Below are 15,162 nucleotides of genomic sequence, written 5' to 3' on the forward strand. Positions count from 1 at the left end.
CGGGCTGCTCAGGGGGCGGGCGTCAGCAGCGTGGTTTCGATCTTGTTGGCCAGCTGGGCAATGGCCAGGGCCGCGGGGCAACCCGGGGTCTGCAGCAACAGCAGCTGGCGGCGCATCACGGCGTCGCGCACGGAAGGGTCGGCCGGGATGTCGCCCATGTGGATGAGGCGCATAGGGCGGCCCGACTCGGTGCTCACAAAGCGGTCCAGCACCTGTTGCAGCTGGCTGGTGATGGCACGGCCATCGCCCGGGCGCGCGGCCTGGTTGATGACCATGCGCACGTGCTGGCGCTTTTGCTGCATGGCCAGCACCTTGATGGCCGCATAGGCGTCGGTCAGCGAGGTGGGTTCGGGCGTTGCCACGATCAGCACCTCGGAGGCGAGCGAAATGGAGAACAGCACCACGTCGGAGATCCCGGCGCCGGTGTCGAGCAGCACCACGTCGTACTGGGGCGTGAGCGCCTGGATTACGCTCAGGAACTGGTTGCGCACCTCGGGCGTCAGGCGCGAATACTCGACCATCCCCGATCCCGCCAGCAGAACGTTGAAGCCGCCGGGCGCCTGGATCACGGCTTCGTCCAGCGTGGCCTTGCCGGTGAAGACATCGTGCAGCGTGATTTTCGGGTGCAGGTTCAGCACCACGTCGAGGTTGGCCAGACCCAGGTCGGCATCGAGCACCAGCACACGCTGGCCGCGGCGGGTCAGGGCGGCGGCCAGGTTGGCAGAAACAAAGGTCTTGCCCACCCCGCCCTTGCCGCTCGTGACCGCAATGATGCGGGCGCCCCCGGGGGCGGGAGCGTGGGGCGTGGCCGGGCCGGCAGGAACTGCTGGCGATGTGGGTGGGGAGGGGGACAGCGCGTCGCTCATCTTCTAACTTTCAGTAGGCGCTGCCTGTTGGGTCCAGCGGGGGCAGATCGCCCCAGCCCGAGGGGGTGTAGAGCGGTCCGAACAACAGGCTTTTCTCTTCGGCACTGACCGTGCTGTCGGGCTGCTCCTCGATGCTGACGCGGTTGCGGCCTTCGGCCTTGGCCTGGTAGAGCTGGTGGTCGGCACGGTCCGTCCACAGCAGCGTGGTCGAACGGATCCACTGCATGGCGAAGGCGCCGCCTATGCTCACCGACACGTTGAGCTCCACCGTGCTGGAAACCCGGATGGGCGTGTTGGCCACTGCGCGCCGGATGCGCTCGGCCACCACGCGGCCAAACCCTGCCTGGCATGCGGGCAGCACCACCGCGAACTCTTCGCCGCCATAGCGTGCCAGCGTGTCCATGGGGCGCACACAGGCATTGAGCGTGCGGGCCACCGACTGCAGCACGATGTCGCCGGCCAGATGGCCATGCGTGTCGTTCACTTTCTTGAAGTGGTCGATATCGAGCATGAGCAGCAGCGCGGCCTCGCCGGAGCGCGTGACGCGGTCGATTTCGCGCTCGAGCACCGCCCGGAAATGCCGGCGATTGGCCAGGCCGGTGAGCGGGTCCTTGAGGGACAGCTCGCACAGGCCGTCGATCAGGCCCTGCAGGTAGCGCGAAGGCACCTCGCGGTGCAATGCAGCTTCGCTGCCGCTGGCCTGAGCCACCAGCGCGTGTGCAGTATCCAGGCGAAGGTCGCGCAGATCTACAAGGTAAGAGGCCGCAGAGTCAGACACAAATGGAGCAAAGAGAGTTTATGAAGTGTACCAGTGCGTCAGCAAAAAGAGGGCCAGCCCTGTGTCTAGGTGAAACCCGCAAAGCTATCCCTGGGCGGGGGCCGTAGAAGGGGGCAATGGCGAGGGTGGCAGCAGCTGCAGCGCCATCAAGGCGTCGGCATCGGTGCGGTACATCGCCAGGCCGGCGCCGGCGTCCAGCAGGCCCGCCTGGCGCAGCACCCGCTCCACGGGCAGCTTGAGGCCGCTCAGGTGCAGCGTGCCGCCGCGGGACCGCAGCAAGGCCAGCAGGTGGGCGAAGGTCTCCACGCCCGTCACGTCGATGCGGTTGATGGGCTGGGCCAGCAGGCACAGGTGCACCACCTCCGGGTGGGCTGCCAGGTGTTCGGTGACGCGGCGCTCCAGCGCGCTGGCGGAGGCGAAATCGAGTTCCGCATCCATGCGCAGCGCCAGCAGCCGGGGGGCGAGCGCGGGAAGATGCCACAAGTGCCGGTCGCGCAGGCTGCCGTCAGGGTGCAGGCCCACCTCGATGATGCGGGGATGCAGCCGCTGGTACAGGAAGTGGCTCAGGTTCATCAGCAATCCCACCAGCACTCCCCAGTACATCCTGGGTGCCGTGGCGAGCGTCAGTGCGAAGGTGACGCCGCCGATCACCGCCTCCACCCGCGATACCCGCCACAGCCGCAGCAGCGTGCCAGGCTTGATGAGGCTGGTCACCGCGGTCACCACCACGGCCGCGAGCACCGATTGCGGCACGTGGTAGAGCGCCGGCGTGAGCCAGAGCAGCACCACCAGCACCAGCGCGATCGCAAAAACGGTGGCCCAGCCGCTTTTTGCGCCCGCGTACAGGTTGATGGCCGACCGCGAGAACGAGGCGCTGGTGGCAAAGCTGCCGCACAGCCCGCTGCTGATCTTGGCCAGGCCCTGGCCAATCAGATCCTGGTTTTCGTTCCAGCGCTCGCCCGAGCGCTGGCTTTCCACCTTGGCGCTGGACGCGGTTTCGAGAAAGCTCACCAGCGTGACCACCAGCACCGGCATCACCAGGGCGGCGAATCCCGACCAGGGGAGGGCGCCGGGCCAGTAGGGGGCGGGCAGCCCCGAAGGCAGCGCCCCCACCACGGCGCCACCAGCGTCCGCATAGCCCAGCGCCCAGCTCAGCGCGCCCGCAGCGCCCACGACGACGATGGCGGCGGGGAAATTGGGCCGCCAGCGGCGTGCGAGGGTCAGCAATGCCAGGCTTCCCAGGCCAAAAGCGGCCGCGGCGAGGTCAAACAGGCCGGGCGAGGGCGTGGACAGCAGCGCGCCCCAGTCCGACCGCAGGCCCGTGAGCGCCGCGAGCTGAGAGCCCAGGATCAACAGGGCCGCCGCCTGCGTGAAGCCACTGAGCACGGGGGATGTCACCAGGTTCAGAAGCCAGCCAAAACGCGCGATGCCCATCACCAGCTGCAGCAGTCCGGACATCAGGGCGATCCATGCCGCCATGGCCACCCATTGCGCGCTGCCCGGCTCGGCCAGGCCCGTGAGCGAAGCGCCGATCAGCAGGCTGGTGAGCGCCGTGGGACCCACGCCCAGACGGGTGGACGCACTGAACAGCACCGCCACCAGGGCGGGAATCAGCGAGGCATAGATGCCCGTCACGAGCGGCATGCCGGCCAGGGCCGCATAGGCGACCCCCTGCGGCACCAGCATCAGGCCCACCGTCATGCCGGCCCAGAACTCCCCCTTGAGCAGGGCGCGGTCGGGCCGGGGCCAGGAGAGAAAGGGAAGCCAGCGGGTCAGCGAGGAGGGGAAAGCAAGCATGCATACATTGTCGCCCCTGTCCTGAGGTGGCCCTGGCATCTGCGCGGCCGCCTGGCGGCACCGTCCTACAGTCGCTTCGGTGGCGTCCGACCCGGGGCCAGCGCAAGGTTGCCTAGAGTCGAGCCCATGTTTCAACCGCAAGGAGTTTTCGCATGAATACCCAGATGATTTCCCAGCGTCCCGCACACCGTATTGCCAGTATCCTGGCTGTGAGCGCCCTGGCCTTGGGCCTGTCGGCATGCGGCAAGAAGGACGAGCCTACCGTGGGCCAACGCTTGGACTCCGCGGTCGAGAAGACTGAACAGGCTGCCGCGGATGCCCGCATGAAAGCTGAAAGCGCCATGCAAAATGCGGAATCTTCTGCCAAGAAGGCTACCAATTCGGCTGCGGGCGCGATCGATGACGCCACTATCACTGCCCAAGTCAACGCAAGCTTGGCCAAGGACCCTGATTTGAGCGCGGTGAAAATCAATGTAGATACGGTGAACGGTAAGGTGACTTTGAACGGCCCCGCACCTTCCACCGTCGCCCGCGACCGTGCTGAAACGATTGCCAAGGGCGTTACGGGCGTCACGGAGGTCAACAACCAGCTGGTCGTGACCGCCAGCTGATTCGCCTGCCAGCGCGCCGTAGCCGCGCCGCACGCCATACGCGCCGCCAGGGGTATCCCTGGCGGCGCGCTACCATGGCTGGCATGAAAGAGCACGACACCGATCCCGCCACCCGCATCGTCCACCACGGCTACGTGCCACCCAGCGGGTTCGCGGCCCCGCAGCCGGGGGTCTACAAGGCCTCCACCGTCATTTTTCCCAACGTGGCGGCCATGCGCTCGCGCGAGTGGAAGGACAAGAGCGGCTATACCTACGGCCTGCACGGCACGCCCACCACCTTCATCCTCGAAGAGCGCCTGTGCACGCTGGAAGGGGGCCTGCAGTGCGTGCTGGTGCCCAGCGGCCTGGCGGCCATCGCCAACGTGGGGCTGGCCTTGCTCAAACCGGGCGATGAGGTGCTGATACCCGACAACGCCTACGGTCCCGGCAAGGATTTCGCCCACGGCGAACTCGCGCGTTTCGGCGTTTCCCATGGGCTGTACGACCCGCTGGACCCCGCCGACCTGGCGGCCCGCATCACGCCGGCCACGCGGCTGGTCTGGCTGGAGGCCCCGGGCTCGGTCACCATGGAGTTTCCGGATCTCTGCGAGCAGGTGCGCATCTGCCGTGCCCGTGGCGTGATCACCGCCCTGGACAACACCTGGGGGGCGGGCCTGGCGTTTGCGCCCTTCGATCTCAGCGGAGACGGCGGCCTGGGTGTGGACATCTCGGCCCATGCCCTCACCAAATACCCCAGTGGCGGCGGTGACGTGCTCATGGGCAGCGTGATCACGCGCGACCCGGGCCTGCACATGAAGATCAAGCTGACCCACATGCGGCTGGGCCTGGGAGTGGGCGGCAACGATGCCGAGGCCGTGCTGCGTGCCTTGCCCAGCATTGGCTTGCGCTACCGCGCCCATGACAGGGCGGCCCGCGGCCTGGCGCAGTGGATGCAGCAGCAGCCTGCCGTGGCCCAGGTCCTGCACCCGGCGCTGGCGGGGGCGCCTGGCCACGGCCACTGGAAGGCGCTGTGTGGTGCGGCCGACGGCGGCGAGGGCACGGCCGCCGGGTTGTTCAGCGTGATGATCCACGCGCGCCACACCCAGCAGCAGGTGGACGTGTTCTGCGACAGCCTCCGCCTGTTCAAGCTCGGCTACAGCTGGGGCGGGCCGATGAGCCTGGTGGTGCCTTACCACCTTGCCAGCATGCGCAGCCGTCCCACGGCGCATCTCCAGCCCGGCACGCTCGTGCGGTTTTCCATCGGGCTGGAAGCGGAGGAGGATCTTCGGCAGGACCTGCAGCAGGCCCTGGAGCGGGCCTTCCCGGGGGCCTGACCCCCGCCGGACGGGCCAGGGGGTGGTAGTTTCCGCAGTGGCGTGCAGGTGCCGGGGGGCTTAGTGTGGCGGCATGACTGCCACCTCTTCCAAGCCCGCCCCCGACGCGGCAGGCCCCGCCGGCTCCACGGCCGCCGAAACCGGCGCCGCGCAGCAGGTCACCCTGCAGCGCCTTCGCCTGGCCGACCCGTTGCGCTGGCTCGCCAGGGGCCTGCGGGACGTGCGCGCCGCGCCCGGCATCGCCGTGTTCTACGGCACGTGCTTCTGGGCCATGGCGCTGGTGCTGGGCTGGGTCTTTCGCACCCGGCCGGAGTACACGATGTCCCTGGCCAGCGGCTGCCTGCTGCTGGGCCCTTTCCTGGCCATGGGGCTGTATGACACCAGCCGGCGGCGCGAGGCGGGGCTGGCGCCGGCATTGAGCGAGTCGCTCACCTGCTGGGACAGCCACATGGGCAGCATGGGCATGCTGGTGCTGGTCCTCGTGGTGCTCGAGCTGCTGTGGGGCCGTGCCTCGCTGGTGGTGTTCGCCGTGTTCTTCAACACCGGCATGCCATCGACCACGGGCGTGCTGCAGGCGGTCTTCAACCCGCAGAACTGGAGCTTCGTCGCGGTCTATGCCGTGGTCGGGGGCGTGTTCGCGGCACTGGTGTTCTCCACATCCGTCGTGTCCATCCCCATGATCCTCGACCGCGACACCGACGCCCTCACGGCCGGCATCACGAGCATGCGCGTGGTGGTGGAAAACACTGCCGTGATGCTGCTCTGGGGGGCGATCATTACCGCCGCGGTGGCCGTTTCGCTCTGGTTCTGGGGCATTGGGCTGCTTCTGGCGGGCCCTGTCCTGGGCCATGCCAGCTGGCATGCGTACCGTGCATCAGTAACCCCACTGCGGCCCGCTGCGGCATGTGCCTGAAAAAAGACCATGCTGTTACAGTGAGCCTCTACTTCAGGAAGCAACTACCTTGGCAACACCCAACTACGGATACGAAAAACGCCAGCGCGAACTCGCCAAAAAGAAAAAAAAGGAAGAGAAGCTGAGGGCCAAAACACAGCGCCGGCCCGATGACCCGCAGGGGGACCAGCCCTCGGATGGCCAGCCGGCCGAGGGCGCGGATGCCCCCGCCGGTCAGCCCGCGGATTCCACCGGCGCCTGAGGCGCCGGGCCCATTTCAGCGCAGCAATTTCCTGAGTTCCGGCCATACGTTGGCCAGCATCTGCGGATGCGCCTCGGCGCGTGGGTGGATGCGGTCCGGCTGGAACAGGCGGGTCGGGTCCGCCCCGTCCGCCACGCCCTTCAGGAAGAAGGGGACCACGGCGGCCTTCTGGGCCTGCGCGACCGTGGCGAACAGGCCCGCAAACCGGTTCGCGTAGTCGGTGCCATAGTTGGGCGGCACCTGCATCCCCACCAGCAGCACCCTGGCGCCGGCCTTTTGCGCCGCCTGCGTCATCCACGTCAGGTTCTCTTCGGTATTCTTGAGCGGCAGCCCGCGCAGGGCATCGTTGCCGCCCAGTTCAATCACCACATGGCTGGGCTTGTGCTGCGCCAGCAGCGCTGCCAGCCGCGAGCGCCCGCCCGCGGTGGTCTCCCCGCTCACGCTGGCGTTGACCACGGTGGCCGCCAGCTTGTCCTGGGCGAGCTGCTTTTCCAGCAGGGCCACCCAGCCCGTGCCGCGCGCCAGCCCGTACTCGGCGCTCAGGGAGTCTCCCAGCACGAGGATGAGGGGAGGGCGAGGCGGCGTGGCCGCGGCTTTCGCGCTGGCCTGGGCCCAGGCGGCGGGGGCGCAAGCCCCCACCACGGCGCCGGTGGCGGCGCTCAGGATAAAGTGGCGCCGATGCAGATCTCGAATCAAAGTAAAGAGCCTTTCATGTCCGAATCCCTCTCATCGCCCGTGGCATCGGCCACGGCGCCGTCCGCGGCACCCATTATTGCCGTGGAGCATGTCTTCAAGTCGGTGACGGATTCCACCGGAACGCTCGACATTCTGCGGGATATCGATTTCCGCCTGGCCTCCAGGGAAACTGCGGCCATCGTGGGGGCTTCGGGATCGGGCAAGAGCACCTTGCTGTCCATCATCGCGGGGCTGGACACCCCCACGCGGGGCACCGTGCGCCTGGACGGGCACGACCTCTTTGCCATCGACGAGGATGCGCGCGCCGCGCTGCGCGCCCAGAAGGTGGGCTTCGTGTTCCAGAGCTTTCAGCTCATGGGCAACCTCACCGCGCTGGAGAACGTGATGCTGCCGCTGGAGCTGGCCAACCGGCGCGATGCGCGCAAGGCCGCCGCCGACATGCTGGCCCGCGTGGGCCTGGGGCAGCGCCTCGCGCACTACCCCAAGGTGCTGTCGGGTGGCGAGCAGCAGCGCGTGGCGCTGGCGCGTGCCTTCGTGGTGCAGCCGGCGGTGCTGCTGGCCGACGAGCCCACGGGCAGCCTGGACTTCGCCACCGGCGAGACGATCATGAAGCTCATGTTCGACCTCAACCGCGAACAGGGCACGACCCTGGTGCTGGTCACGCACGACCGGGCCATCGCCGACCAGTGCGAGCGGCGCATCACCATCGAGGCCGGGCGGGTCGTTTGAGTTCAAGTGCTGTTTGCACTAAAGCGCAAGCAGTGCAAGCGCCTGCAGCTATAAAAATGATAGCTATGACGTGCAACGGATAATCACGCCATGTCCAGCCCCAAAGTTCTCTTCGGCTTTCACGCCGTGGGCGTGCGTCTGAAGACCGCGCCGAAATCCATCATCGAGATTTACTACGAAGCCACGCGGCGCGACGCCCGCATGCGCCAGTTTCTCGACCGTGCCCGCGAAGCCGGTGCCCGCCTGATCGAGGCCGACAGCGTGCGCATCGCCAAGCTGGCCGGCAGCCACGGCCACCAGGGCGTGGCCGCGCGGGTGGAGCCCGTGGCCCAGGTCACCTCGCTGGATGAGCTGCTGGAGAACCTGGAAGCCGCCGGCATCGAGCAGCCTTTGCTGCTGGTGCTCGACGGCGTGACCGACCCGCACAACCTGGGCGCCTGCCTGCGCGTGGCCGATGGCGCGGGCGCGCATGCCGTCATCGCCCCCAAGGACCATGCCGTGGGCATCAACGCCACGGTGGCCAAGGTGGCCAGCGGCGCGGCCGAGACCATGCCGTACTTCATGGTCACCAATCTGGCGCGCACGCTGGGCGAGCTCAAGGAGCGCAACATCTGGTGCATCGGCACCAGCGACGATGCGCCCAAGACGGTCTACCAGGTGGACCTGAAAGGCCCCGTGGCCCTGGTGCTGGGCGCCGAGGGCGATGGCATGCGCCAGCTCACGCGCAAGACCTGCGACGAACTGGTGAGCATTCCCATGAAGGGCGCGGTCGAGAGCCTGAACGTGTCGGTGGCCAGCGGCGTGTGCCTGTATGAGGCGCTCCGTCAACGCTCCTGATTCCTGCGCCGGCCCGGACGACGCAGGAGGGGCCTTGCTGGACACCGTGAAGGACTGGGTGCGGCAGGCCCGCCACATCGCCGTGCTGACCGGGGCGGGCGTGAGCGCGGAATCGGGCGTGCCCACCTTCCGTGACGCCCGGACGGGCTACTGGGCCCAGTTCCGCCCCGAGGACATGGCGACCGAGGAAGGCTTTCGCGCCCACCCCCAGCGCGTGTGGGACTGGTACCAGTACCGGCGCGATCTGCTGCAGGGGGTGGCGCCCAATGCGGGGCATTTTGCGCTGGCCGATTTTCAGCGCGGCGATCCTGGCCGCCTCACGCTCATCACCCAGAACGTCGATGGCCTGCACCAGCGTGCCGGCAGCGCCGGAGTGCTGTGCCTGCACGGCGACATCTTTGAGGACCGCTGGCTGGATATGCCGCGCAACTGCTGCCATGTCGACCACGCCGTGGCGGGCCGTCCGCCATATTGCGACCGCTGCGGCAACCTGCTGCGCCCCGGGGTGGTGTGGTTCGGGGAGGCCCTGCCGTATGCAACGCTCGAGGCCGCGCAGCACGCAGCCGGGCGTTGCGACCTGATGCTGGTCGTGGGCACGGCCGGTGCGGTCTACCCGGCGGCCGGCCTGGCGCACCAGGCGCGCGCGGCCGGTGCCCGGGTGGCGGTGCTCAACCCCGCGCCCAGCGAGCTGGATGGCGCCGCGCATGCGGTGCTGCGTGGCACCGCCGCCACGCTCCTGCCGCAACTGCTGCTGGCCCGCGGCTAGGGCGCAGGCAGGTTCTTTGCTGCGGGCCGGCGGCCGTGGTGTGACGTGATGCGCACAGCTGTCGCGAAGCTGACAAGTGAAACCCGCATCTGCCTGTAGCCTGCGCCACCTTTGCACTACTTTGGGGCGTATCGACATGAGCCGTAGACACTTTCTTTTGCGCGCCACCCAGGCCGTGGCTGCCACCGGCTTGCCCGCATGGGCCCAGACCGCCATGGCCGCAGAAGAAGCCCTGACCGCCCGGAGCGTCAACCTGGGCTGCTCCATCGCGCTGACCGGCCCGCTGGGCCAGGCAGGCATCGAGCAGGTGGCGGGCATGAAGGCGGCGTTTGCCGAAGTGAACAGCGCCGGCGGCGTGCACGGCCGCGAGATCCGCATGGAGATCAAGGACGACGGCTATGTGGCCAGCCGCACCCTGCAGAACGTGACCGGCATGGTCGAGGCGCAGTCGGTGTTCGCGCTGATCTCGCCGCTGGGCACGGCCAACACCGCGTCCATTCTTCCGCTCATCGAATCCAAGGGCATTCCCACCGTGGGGCCCGTCACGGGCGCCACTTCCCTGCGCATGCCCGAAAACCGCCATGTGTTCTTCCTGCGCCCCACGTACCGCGAAGAGACGCAGCGCCTGGTCAAGCAGATCGTGGACATGGGCCTCAAGCGCATTGCCGTGGTCTACCTGGACAACCCCTTTGGCAAGGAAGTGCTCAAGGACATGTCCAAGGTGCTCGACGAGATCAAGGTCGAGCGCGCGGGCGAGTTTGCCCTGGCCGTGGATGGCAAGAACGGCGCCGAGCTGGCCGACAAGGTGGCCGCCGAGCGCCCGGGCGCCGTGCTGCTGGCCACCACCGGCACGGCCAACACCGCGTTCGTGCAGGCCTTTCGCGCCAAGGCGCAGGGCGTGCCGCTGGCGGGCCTGTCGGTCACGGTGATCTCCTCCGAGCTGCCCAAGCTCGCGGCTTCCACGCGCGGCCTGGCGCTGGTGCAGGTGTTCCCGGATGCCAACTCGCAAAAGTCAGTGGTGGTGCGCAAGTTCCAGAGCAGCATGAAGGCCACGGGCGGCGATGCGGCGTTCCTGAACAGCGGCAGCGCGCTGGAAGGCTGGCTCAACGGCCAGATCATGATCGAGGGCCTGAAGAATGCCGGTAAGGACGTCACGCGTGAACGCCTGCGCTCGGGCCTGGCCAGCATCCGCTCGCTGTCGTTCGGCGACTTCAACGTGGGCTTTGGCAACAAGGCGCCCTACATCGGTTCGGACGCGATCTACCTGGCGGTGTACGCGGAGAACGGACGCCGCATCAGCTAGGCGACCAGCAGCGGCCCAGCCCCCGCTGGGCCAGCGGCCTCGCGGGGCCCGCGCCGCCGCCGGCCCCGTGCCCGGCCGGCGCGCTAGACCCTAGACCCAGCCCACGGCCCCCAGCACGGCGCCCGCGGCCAGCATCCACAGCAGGTGCAGCCTGGTGCGCCACACCAGCACCACGGTGACGGCGCTCAGCAGCCACAGGGGCCAGGCCGTGGCCGGGCCGCCATGGGCGCGCGCCAGCACCCAGGAGGTGGCCAGCAGCAGGCCGATGACCACCGGCGCCATGCCTTGCTTGAAGGCGCGCACGCCCCGGCGCTCGCGGTTGCGGTGCCCCCAGCGCGTGGCCAGCCAGGTGAGCAGGCTGCTGGGCAGCATCACGCCCAGCATGCACACCGCCATGCCCAGCGCGCCCAGCAGCCAGCCGGCCATGCCGGGGCCTCCGGCGTTGATGCCCACGTTCCATCCCAGCAGCGCGATGAACAGCACGTTGGGGCCGGGTGCAGCCTGGGCGATGGCGATGGAGGCGTTGAACTGCGGGTCGGTCAGCCAAGCCTGGCGCTCGACCAGGAAGCGGTGCATGTCGGGCGCGGTGGCGATGGCGCCGCCCACGGCCAGCAGCGACAGCGACATGTAGTACAGGAAGAGGTTGAACCAGTCAGCGGGGCCGAGCGCGAGCAGCGGGGCGGTCAATGCGGTGGAGGCGGACGTGTTCATGGCGCGAGCTTCCTCCAGGTGAGCAGGCAGGCCGCGCCGCCGACCACCGGCAGGATCCACAGCAGTGGCCAGCGCAGCACCACCATGGCCACGATGGTGAGCGCCACGAAGGCCACGCACAGCGGGCGGCCCAGGGGGTGTTTCTGGATGGAGACGAAGAGCTTGATGCCCACCCCGGCGATCAGCCCCGCCGCCACGGCGCCCATGCCGCGCAGCGCGCCCGCCACGGCCGGGTGGCTGGAGAACTCGGCATAGACCACGGCCAGGGCCAGCACCAGGATCAGCGGAAAGGTCAGCATGCCCGCCAGCGCCGCGAGCGCGCCGCGCAGGCCGAAGTAGCGGTCGCCGATCATGATGCTGAGGTTGACCACGTTGGGGCCCGGCATGATCTGCGCCACCGCCCAGTCCTCGACGAATTCCTCGTTCGTCATCCAGCGTTTTTTCTCCACCAGTTCGCGCTGCACCACGGCCAGCACGCCGCCAAATCCCTGCAGGGCCAGCCAGGTGAAGGACCAGAACAGGTCGGCAGGGTTGCGCGGCTGTGGCCGGGGCGCGGGTTCGGGGGGCGGGGACGGCAGATCGGTGGCTGTGGCCATGGGGAAAATTTGGTCAAAATGGCCGCTAGCGCTTTTGCAGTAAGCGCTAGCAGCTATCAAATCAGGAGTATTCGGGGTGCGCGGCCCGGCGCGCGGCGCCCAGGCGCCATGTTACGCGCGCCACGCCGCGCGCGCGGGAGGCGCAGGCCTCGCGTTGCGGCAAGGCTGGGCCTGCGATTCGCGTCGCCAGCACCGGGGCAGGGTGGCGTTGGGGCTGCGCCCTGGCCGCGCGCCGGGGCTCAGCCCAGCTTGCCGCGCAGCAGATGGTCCTTGTTGCGCCAGCCTGCCTGTTCGGGAGTGCCCACCTTGAACAGCTTCAGGTCCGCCTGGCTGGCGTGCTTGACCCGCAGGACCTTGAAGCTGGCCTGGTTCGCGTAGGCCACGAAGAACCAGATCGCATCGCCGCTGGCCTGCGTGGCATAGGCCACCTCGTGCCAGCACAGGTCGGCCAGGCTTTCGTGGGCGACCTCGCACACGCGCGCATCGGCCTGGTGCTCATACTTCACTTCCAGGATCTTGGCCATGGGCATCCTTTCTGGCGGTCAGGCGGTGAAGGTGGCTGTGCGCAAGGGAAGGCGCCGCGCCGCGCAACCACCGGCCCCGCCACCCGAGTATCCGGGCTTTGGGGGCGCTGCGGTGCGTGCCCTGCGGGTCTGTCGTATTTTTGGGCCGAAACCGCCCCGAGCGCTGGTTGGGTCGGCGTGCGACGCTATCATTTTGGAAGTTGCCGTGGAAATGCCCCCGGGCCTGGCCCGCCGCTCAGTCTTCCACCTGCGCGGATTCCACGAACACCAGCTCGCACGAATGCGCGCCCGAGTCCGACCGCGTGAGCGAGCTGGTCCAGCGCCAGCCGCTGGGGTGGGAGACCTCGACCAGCTTGCCCGTGATGCGGATGTACCCGCCCTTGCGTGCCTTCTTGAGCGCCCGTTCCACCGTGGGCGTGGCCGCGATCATGTGCATGTTGGCGGACGATTCGATGATCTCCTGCAGCGGGATGGGCGGCTGGTCGCGCCAGGAGTAGCGGTACCAGCGGTTGCCCTGGGTGATGCCCAGGGGCTCGTACACGGCCGGCTCCGCCATGCGCTTCCACCCCAGCGCCAGGTCCACGGGGGATAGCTCGGCTTCCTTGCCCGCGTAGTAGTCCTCGCGTGCCAGCACCCGTGCGCGCACCGCGAATGCCGCCAGCGGCTTGACCTGGTAGCCCCGGAACTCGAAAGGCGCCTCGCTGGTGGCGGCCTGCACCGGGCTGTCCGCGAACTGCTGCTGCTGCGTCACGGCGGCGGGCCCCAGGCTCTGCAGCCGCTGGTCGGCCCGGTGCACCCGCAGCTTCTCGATGGCGAAAAAGGCCACCGCCAGCGCGATGGCGATCTTGAGGAGCGTTGACAGGTTCATGCGCGGGCCGAAGAAGGGTTTGCGCGATTGTGAACAGGTTTCGGTACTGGCGGCATCCGCTGACAGCCGCAGGGGCCGTGCCCCGGCACAGCCTTGCCGGGGCACGGCCATACAGTGGCGTGATGAGCGTGCCATCTATTCGCCACCCAGCCCGGCCCCTGCCCCCGCGCGCCAGGGGCGCCCTGGCCGTGCGCCGGGGGTGTGGCGCGGTGTCTCCATGAGCGAAGCCCTGCTTGTCCCGCTGGGCTTCCTGCTGGTGGGCCTGCTGCTGGTGGTGATGACACTGACGAGTTCGCTGATCTCGCGCGTACCGCTCAGCTCGGCCATCCTTTACCTGGCTGTGGGCGTGGGCATCGGCCCCTGGGGGCTGGGCCTGCTGGTGCTGGACCCGCTGGGCGATGCGGCGCTGCTGGAGCGGCTCACCGAGATCGCCGTGCTGATTTCGCTCTTCACCGTGGGCCTGAAGCTGGAGCTGCCGCTGCGCGATGCGCGCTGGCGCATCCCGCTGCAGCTGGCCACGGTCTCCATGCTGCTGACGGTGGGGGCCATCGCGGCCGTGGGCGTGTGGCTGCTGCGGCTGCCGCTGGGGGTGTCGGTGCTGCTGGGGGCCATCCTCGCCCCGACCGACCCCGTGCTCGCGTCGGACGTGCAGGTGGCCGACCCCCACGACCGCGACCGCCTGCGCTTTGGCCTGACGGGCGAGGGCGGGCTCAATGACGGCACCGCGTTTCCCCTGGTGATGCTCGGCCTCGGGCTGATGTCCCTGCATGAGCTGGGCGAGGGGGGATGGCGCTGGTGGGCGGTGGACGTGCTCTGGGCCGTGGCGGGGGGCGTGGGCATCGGCTTCGCGCTGGGCGCGGTGGTGGGCCGGGCCATCCTGTACCTGCGCATGCGCCACCGCGAGATGCTGGGGCCGGACGAGTTCATGGTGCTGGGCCTCATCGCGCTGGCCTATGGCACGGCCCTGCTATGCCATGCCTACGGGTTTCTGGCCGTCTTCGCCGCCGGGCTGGCGCTGCGGCGCGTGGCGGCGCAGCCCGCCGGCCCTGCGCCGACGGCGGTGGAGGTGGAGGTGGAGGGCGCCACGGAAGTCGGGCACATGGAGCCCGCGCAGGCGCCGGGCCACATGATGCAGGCGGTCGAGCGCTTCAACGCCCAGCTCGAGCGCATCGCCGAAGTCGCCGTGGTGCTGGTGGTGGGCGTCCTGCTCACCGTGGTGGACTTTGATGCCGAGGTGCTGTGGTTCGTCCCCCTGCTGCTGTTCGCCATCCGCCCCTTGGCGGTCTACGCCGGTTTGGTGGGGACCCGGGTGAAGCGCTCCCAGCGCCGCCTCATCGCGTGGTTTGGCATCCGCGGCATCGGCTCCGTGTACTACCTCATGTACGCCATCACGCACGGCCTGCACCCGGTGATCGCGCAGCGCCTGCTGGCGATCACGCTGGCGGTGGTGGTGGCCTCGGTGCTGCTGCACGGCATCTCGGTCACGCCGCTGATGCGGCGCTACGAGAAGCGCAAGGAGGCCAGGCGGGTGGCCGAGGACTGAAGGGCGCCGGCCGCCGGCCACGGTGGATGCCACCCGATGCCGCCGGATGGAGCGGCGCCTTGCCGGGACG

At 68.9% G+C, this 15,162-nt stretch carries 17 protein-coding genes; 9 read left to right on the forward strand and 8 right to left on the reverse strand.

The features are described from left to right. Positions 1-8: 8 nt before the first annotated feature. The 3 genes from AC07OD_RS22935 to AC07OD_RS22945 form a co-directional block, all read right to left on the reverse strand. Positions 9-866 carry a MinD/ParA family protein gene (locus AC07OD_RS22935; RefSeq protein ID WP_218295156.1) on the reverse strand — a complete coding sequence of 286 codons (858 nt, stop codon included), beginning with the start codon at positions 864-866 and terminating at the stop codon, positions 9-11. A 10-nt stretch (positions 867-876) separates the two neighbouring features. Continuing rightward, positions 877-1,644, reverse strand: coding sequence for a GGDEF domain-containing protein (locus AC07OD_RS22940; protein WP_218295155.1), 768 nt, complete (start codon positions 1,642-1,644; stop codon positions 877-879). Positions 1,645-1,728: 84 nt separating this feature from the next. After that, the gene (locus tag AC07OD_RS22945) at positions 1,729-3,441 is read right to left on the reverse strand and encodes a SulP family inorganic anion transporter (protein ID WP_218295154.1); all 1,713 of its coding nucleotides are present in this window, start codon (positions 3,439-3,441) and stop codon (positions 1,729-1,731) included. A gap of 152 nt (positions 3,442-3,593) precedes the next feature. Between AC07OD_RS22945 and AC07OD_RS22950 the strand changes: the two genes are divergently transcribed. The 4 genes from AC07OD_RS22950 to AC07OD_RS22965 all read left to right on the forward strand — a co-directional run bounded on the left by AC07OD_RS22950 (position 3,594) and on the right by AC07OD_RS22965 (position 6,519). Then, on the forward strand, positions 3,594-4,052 hold the full coding sequence (locus AC07OD_RS22950) for a BON domain-containing protein (protein WP_218295153.1): 459 nt from the start codon (positions 3,594-3,596) through the stop codon (positions 4,050-4,052). Positions 4,053-4,126: 74 nt separating this feature from the next. Next, positions 4,127-5,365, forward strand: coding sequence for a PLP-dependent transferase (locus tag AC07OD_RS22955; RefSeq protein WP_494598127.1), 1,239 nt, complete (start codon positions 4,127-4,129; stop codon positions 5,363-5,365). A gap of 73 nt (positions 5,366-5,438) precedes the next feature. After that, positions 5,439-6,278, forward strand: a complete 840-nt coding sequence (locus tag AC07OD_RS22960) for a DUF2189 domain-containing protein (protein WP_494598128.1) — start codon at positions 5,439-5,441, stop codon at positions 6,276-6,278. A gap of 49 nt (positions 6,279-6,327) precedes the next feature. Beyond that, positions 6,328-6,519, forward strand: coding sequence for a hypothetical protein (locus tag AC07OD_RS22965; protein WP_218295150.1), 192 nt, complete (start codon positions 6,328-6,330; stop codon positions 6,517-6,519). Positions 6,520-6,534: 15 nt separating this feature from the next. On the opposite strand, the gene AC07OD_RS22970 is transcribed toward AC07OD_RS22965, so the two are convergent. After that, complete coding sequence (locus AC07OD_RS22970; RefSeq protein WP_492255316.1) at positions 6,535-7,215, reverse strand: arylesterase; 681 nt, start codon at positions 7,213-7,215, stop codon at positions 6,535-6,537. Positions 7,216-7,230: 15 nt separating this feature from the next. On the opposite strand from AC07OD_RS22970, the gene AC07OD_RS22975 reads away from it, so the two are divergent. From AC07OD_RS22975 to AC07OD_RS22990, 4 genes are all read left to right on the forward strand, one after another. Beyond that, on the forward strand, positions 7,231-7,944 hold the full coding sequence (locus AC07OD_RS22975) for an ABC transporter ATP-binding protein (protein ID WP_218295148.1): 714 nt from the start codon (positions 7,231-7,233) through the stop codon (positions 7,942-7,944). A 90-nt stretch (positions 7,945-8,034) separates the two neighbouring features. Then, positions 8,035-8,781: a 23S rRNA (guanosine(2251)-2'-O)-methyltransferase RlmB gene (gene rlmB / locus AC07OD_RS22980; protein ID WP_218295147.1), complete on the forward strand. Its 747-nt coding sequence runs from the start codon at positions 8,035-8,037 to the stop codon at positions 8,779-8,781. Positions 8,782-8,815: 34 nt separating this feature from the next. Continuing rightward, positions 8,816-9,547 carry an SIR2 family NAD-dependent protein deacylase gene (locus AC07OD_RS22985; protein ID WP_255594665.1) on the forward strand — a complete coding sequence of 244 codons (732 nt, stop codon included), beginning with the start codon at positions 8,816-8,818 and terminating at the stop codon, positions 9,545-9,547. A 136-nt stretch (positions 9,548-9,683) separates the two neighbouring features. Then, positions 9,684-10,850 carry an ABC transporter substrate-binding protein gene (locus tag AC07OD_RS22990; RefSeq protein WP_369642382.1) on the forward strand — a complete coding sequence of 389 codons (1,167 nt, stop codon included), beginning with the start codon at positions 9,684-9,686 and terminating at the stop codon, positions 10,848-10,850. Positions 10,851-10,940: 90 nt separating this feature from the next. Here AC07OD_RS22990 and AC07OD_RS22995 read toward each other — a convergent pair whose 3' ends face one another. The 4 genes from AC07OD_RS22995 to AC07OD_RS23010 all read right to left on the reverse strand — a co-directional run bounded on the left by AC07OD_RS22995 (position 10,941) and on the right by AC07OD_RS23010 (position 13,549). Then, positions 10,941-11,561, reverse strand: coding sequence for a chromate transporter (locus tag AC07OD_RS22995; RefSeq protein ID WP_218338674.1), 621 nt, complete (start codon positions 11,559-11,561; stop codon positions 10,941-10,943). Continuing rightward, the gene (locus AC07OD_RS23000; protein WP_218338673.1) at positions 11,558-12,157 is read right to left on the reverse strand and encodes a chromate transporter; all 600 of its coding nucleotides are present in this window, start codon (positions 12,155-12,157) and stop codon (positions 11,558-11,560) included. The genes AC07OD_RS22995 and AC07OD_RS23000 overlap by 4 nt, the downstream gene beginning before the upstream one ends. Positions 12,158-12,396: 239 nt before the next feature. After that, complete coding sequence (locus AC07OD_RS23005) at positions 12,397-12,681, reverse strand: 7(1) septoil knot domain-containing protein (RefSeq protein WP_492805308.1); 285 nt, start codon at positions 12,679-12,681, stop codon at positions 12,397-12,399. Between the two features lie 235 nt (positions 12,682-12,916). Next, a complete protein-coding gene (locus AC07OD_RS23010; RefSeq protein WP_492805306.1) occupies positions 12,917-13,549 on the reverse strand; it encodes a hypothetical protein in 633 nt (210 codons plus the stop codon). A gap of 217 nt (positions 13,550-13,766) precedes the next feature. On the opposite strand from AC07OD_RS23010, the gene AC07OD_RS23015 reads away from it, so the two are divergent. After that, the gene (locus AC07OD_RS23015; RefSeq protein WP_494598129.1) at positions 13,767-15,092 is read left to right on the forward strand and encodes a cation:proton antiporter; all 1,326 of its coding nucleotides are present in this window, start codon (positions 13,767-13,769) and stop codon (positions 15,090-15,092) included. Positions 15,093-15,162 lie beyond the last annotated feature (70 nt).

The sequence above is a fragment of the Acidovorax sp. GW821-FHT10E03 genome, from assembly GCF_059415205.1.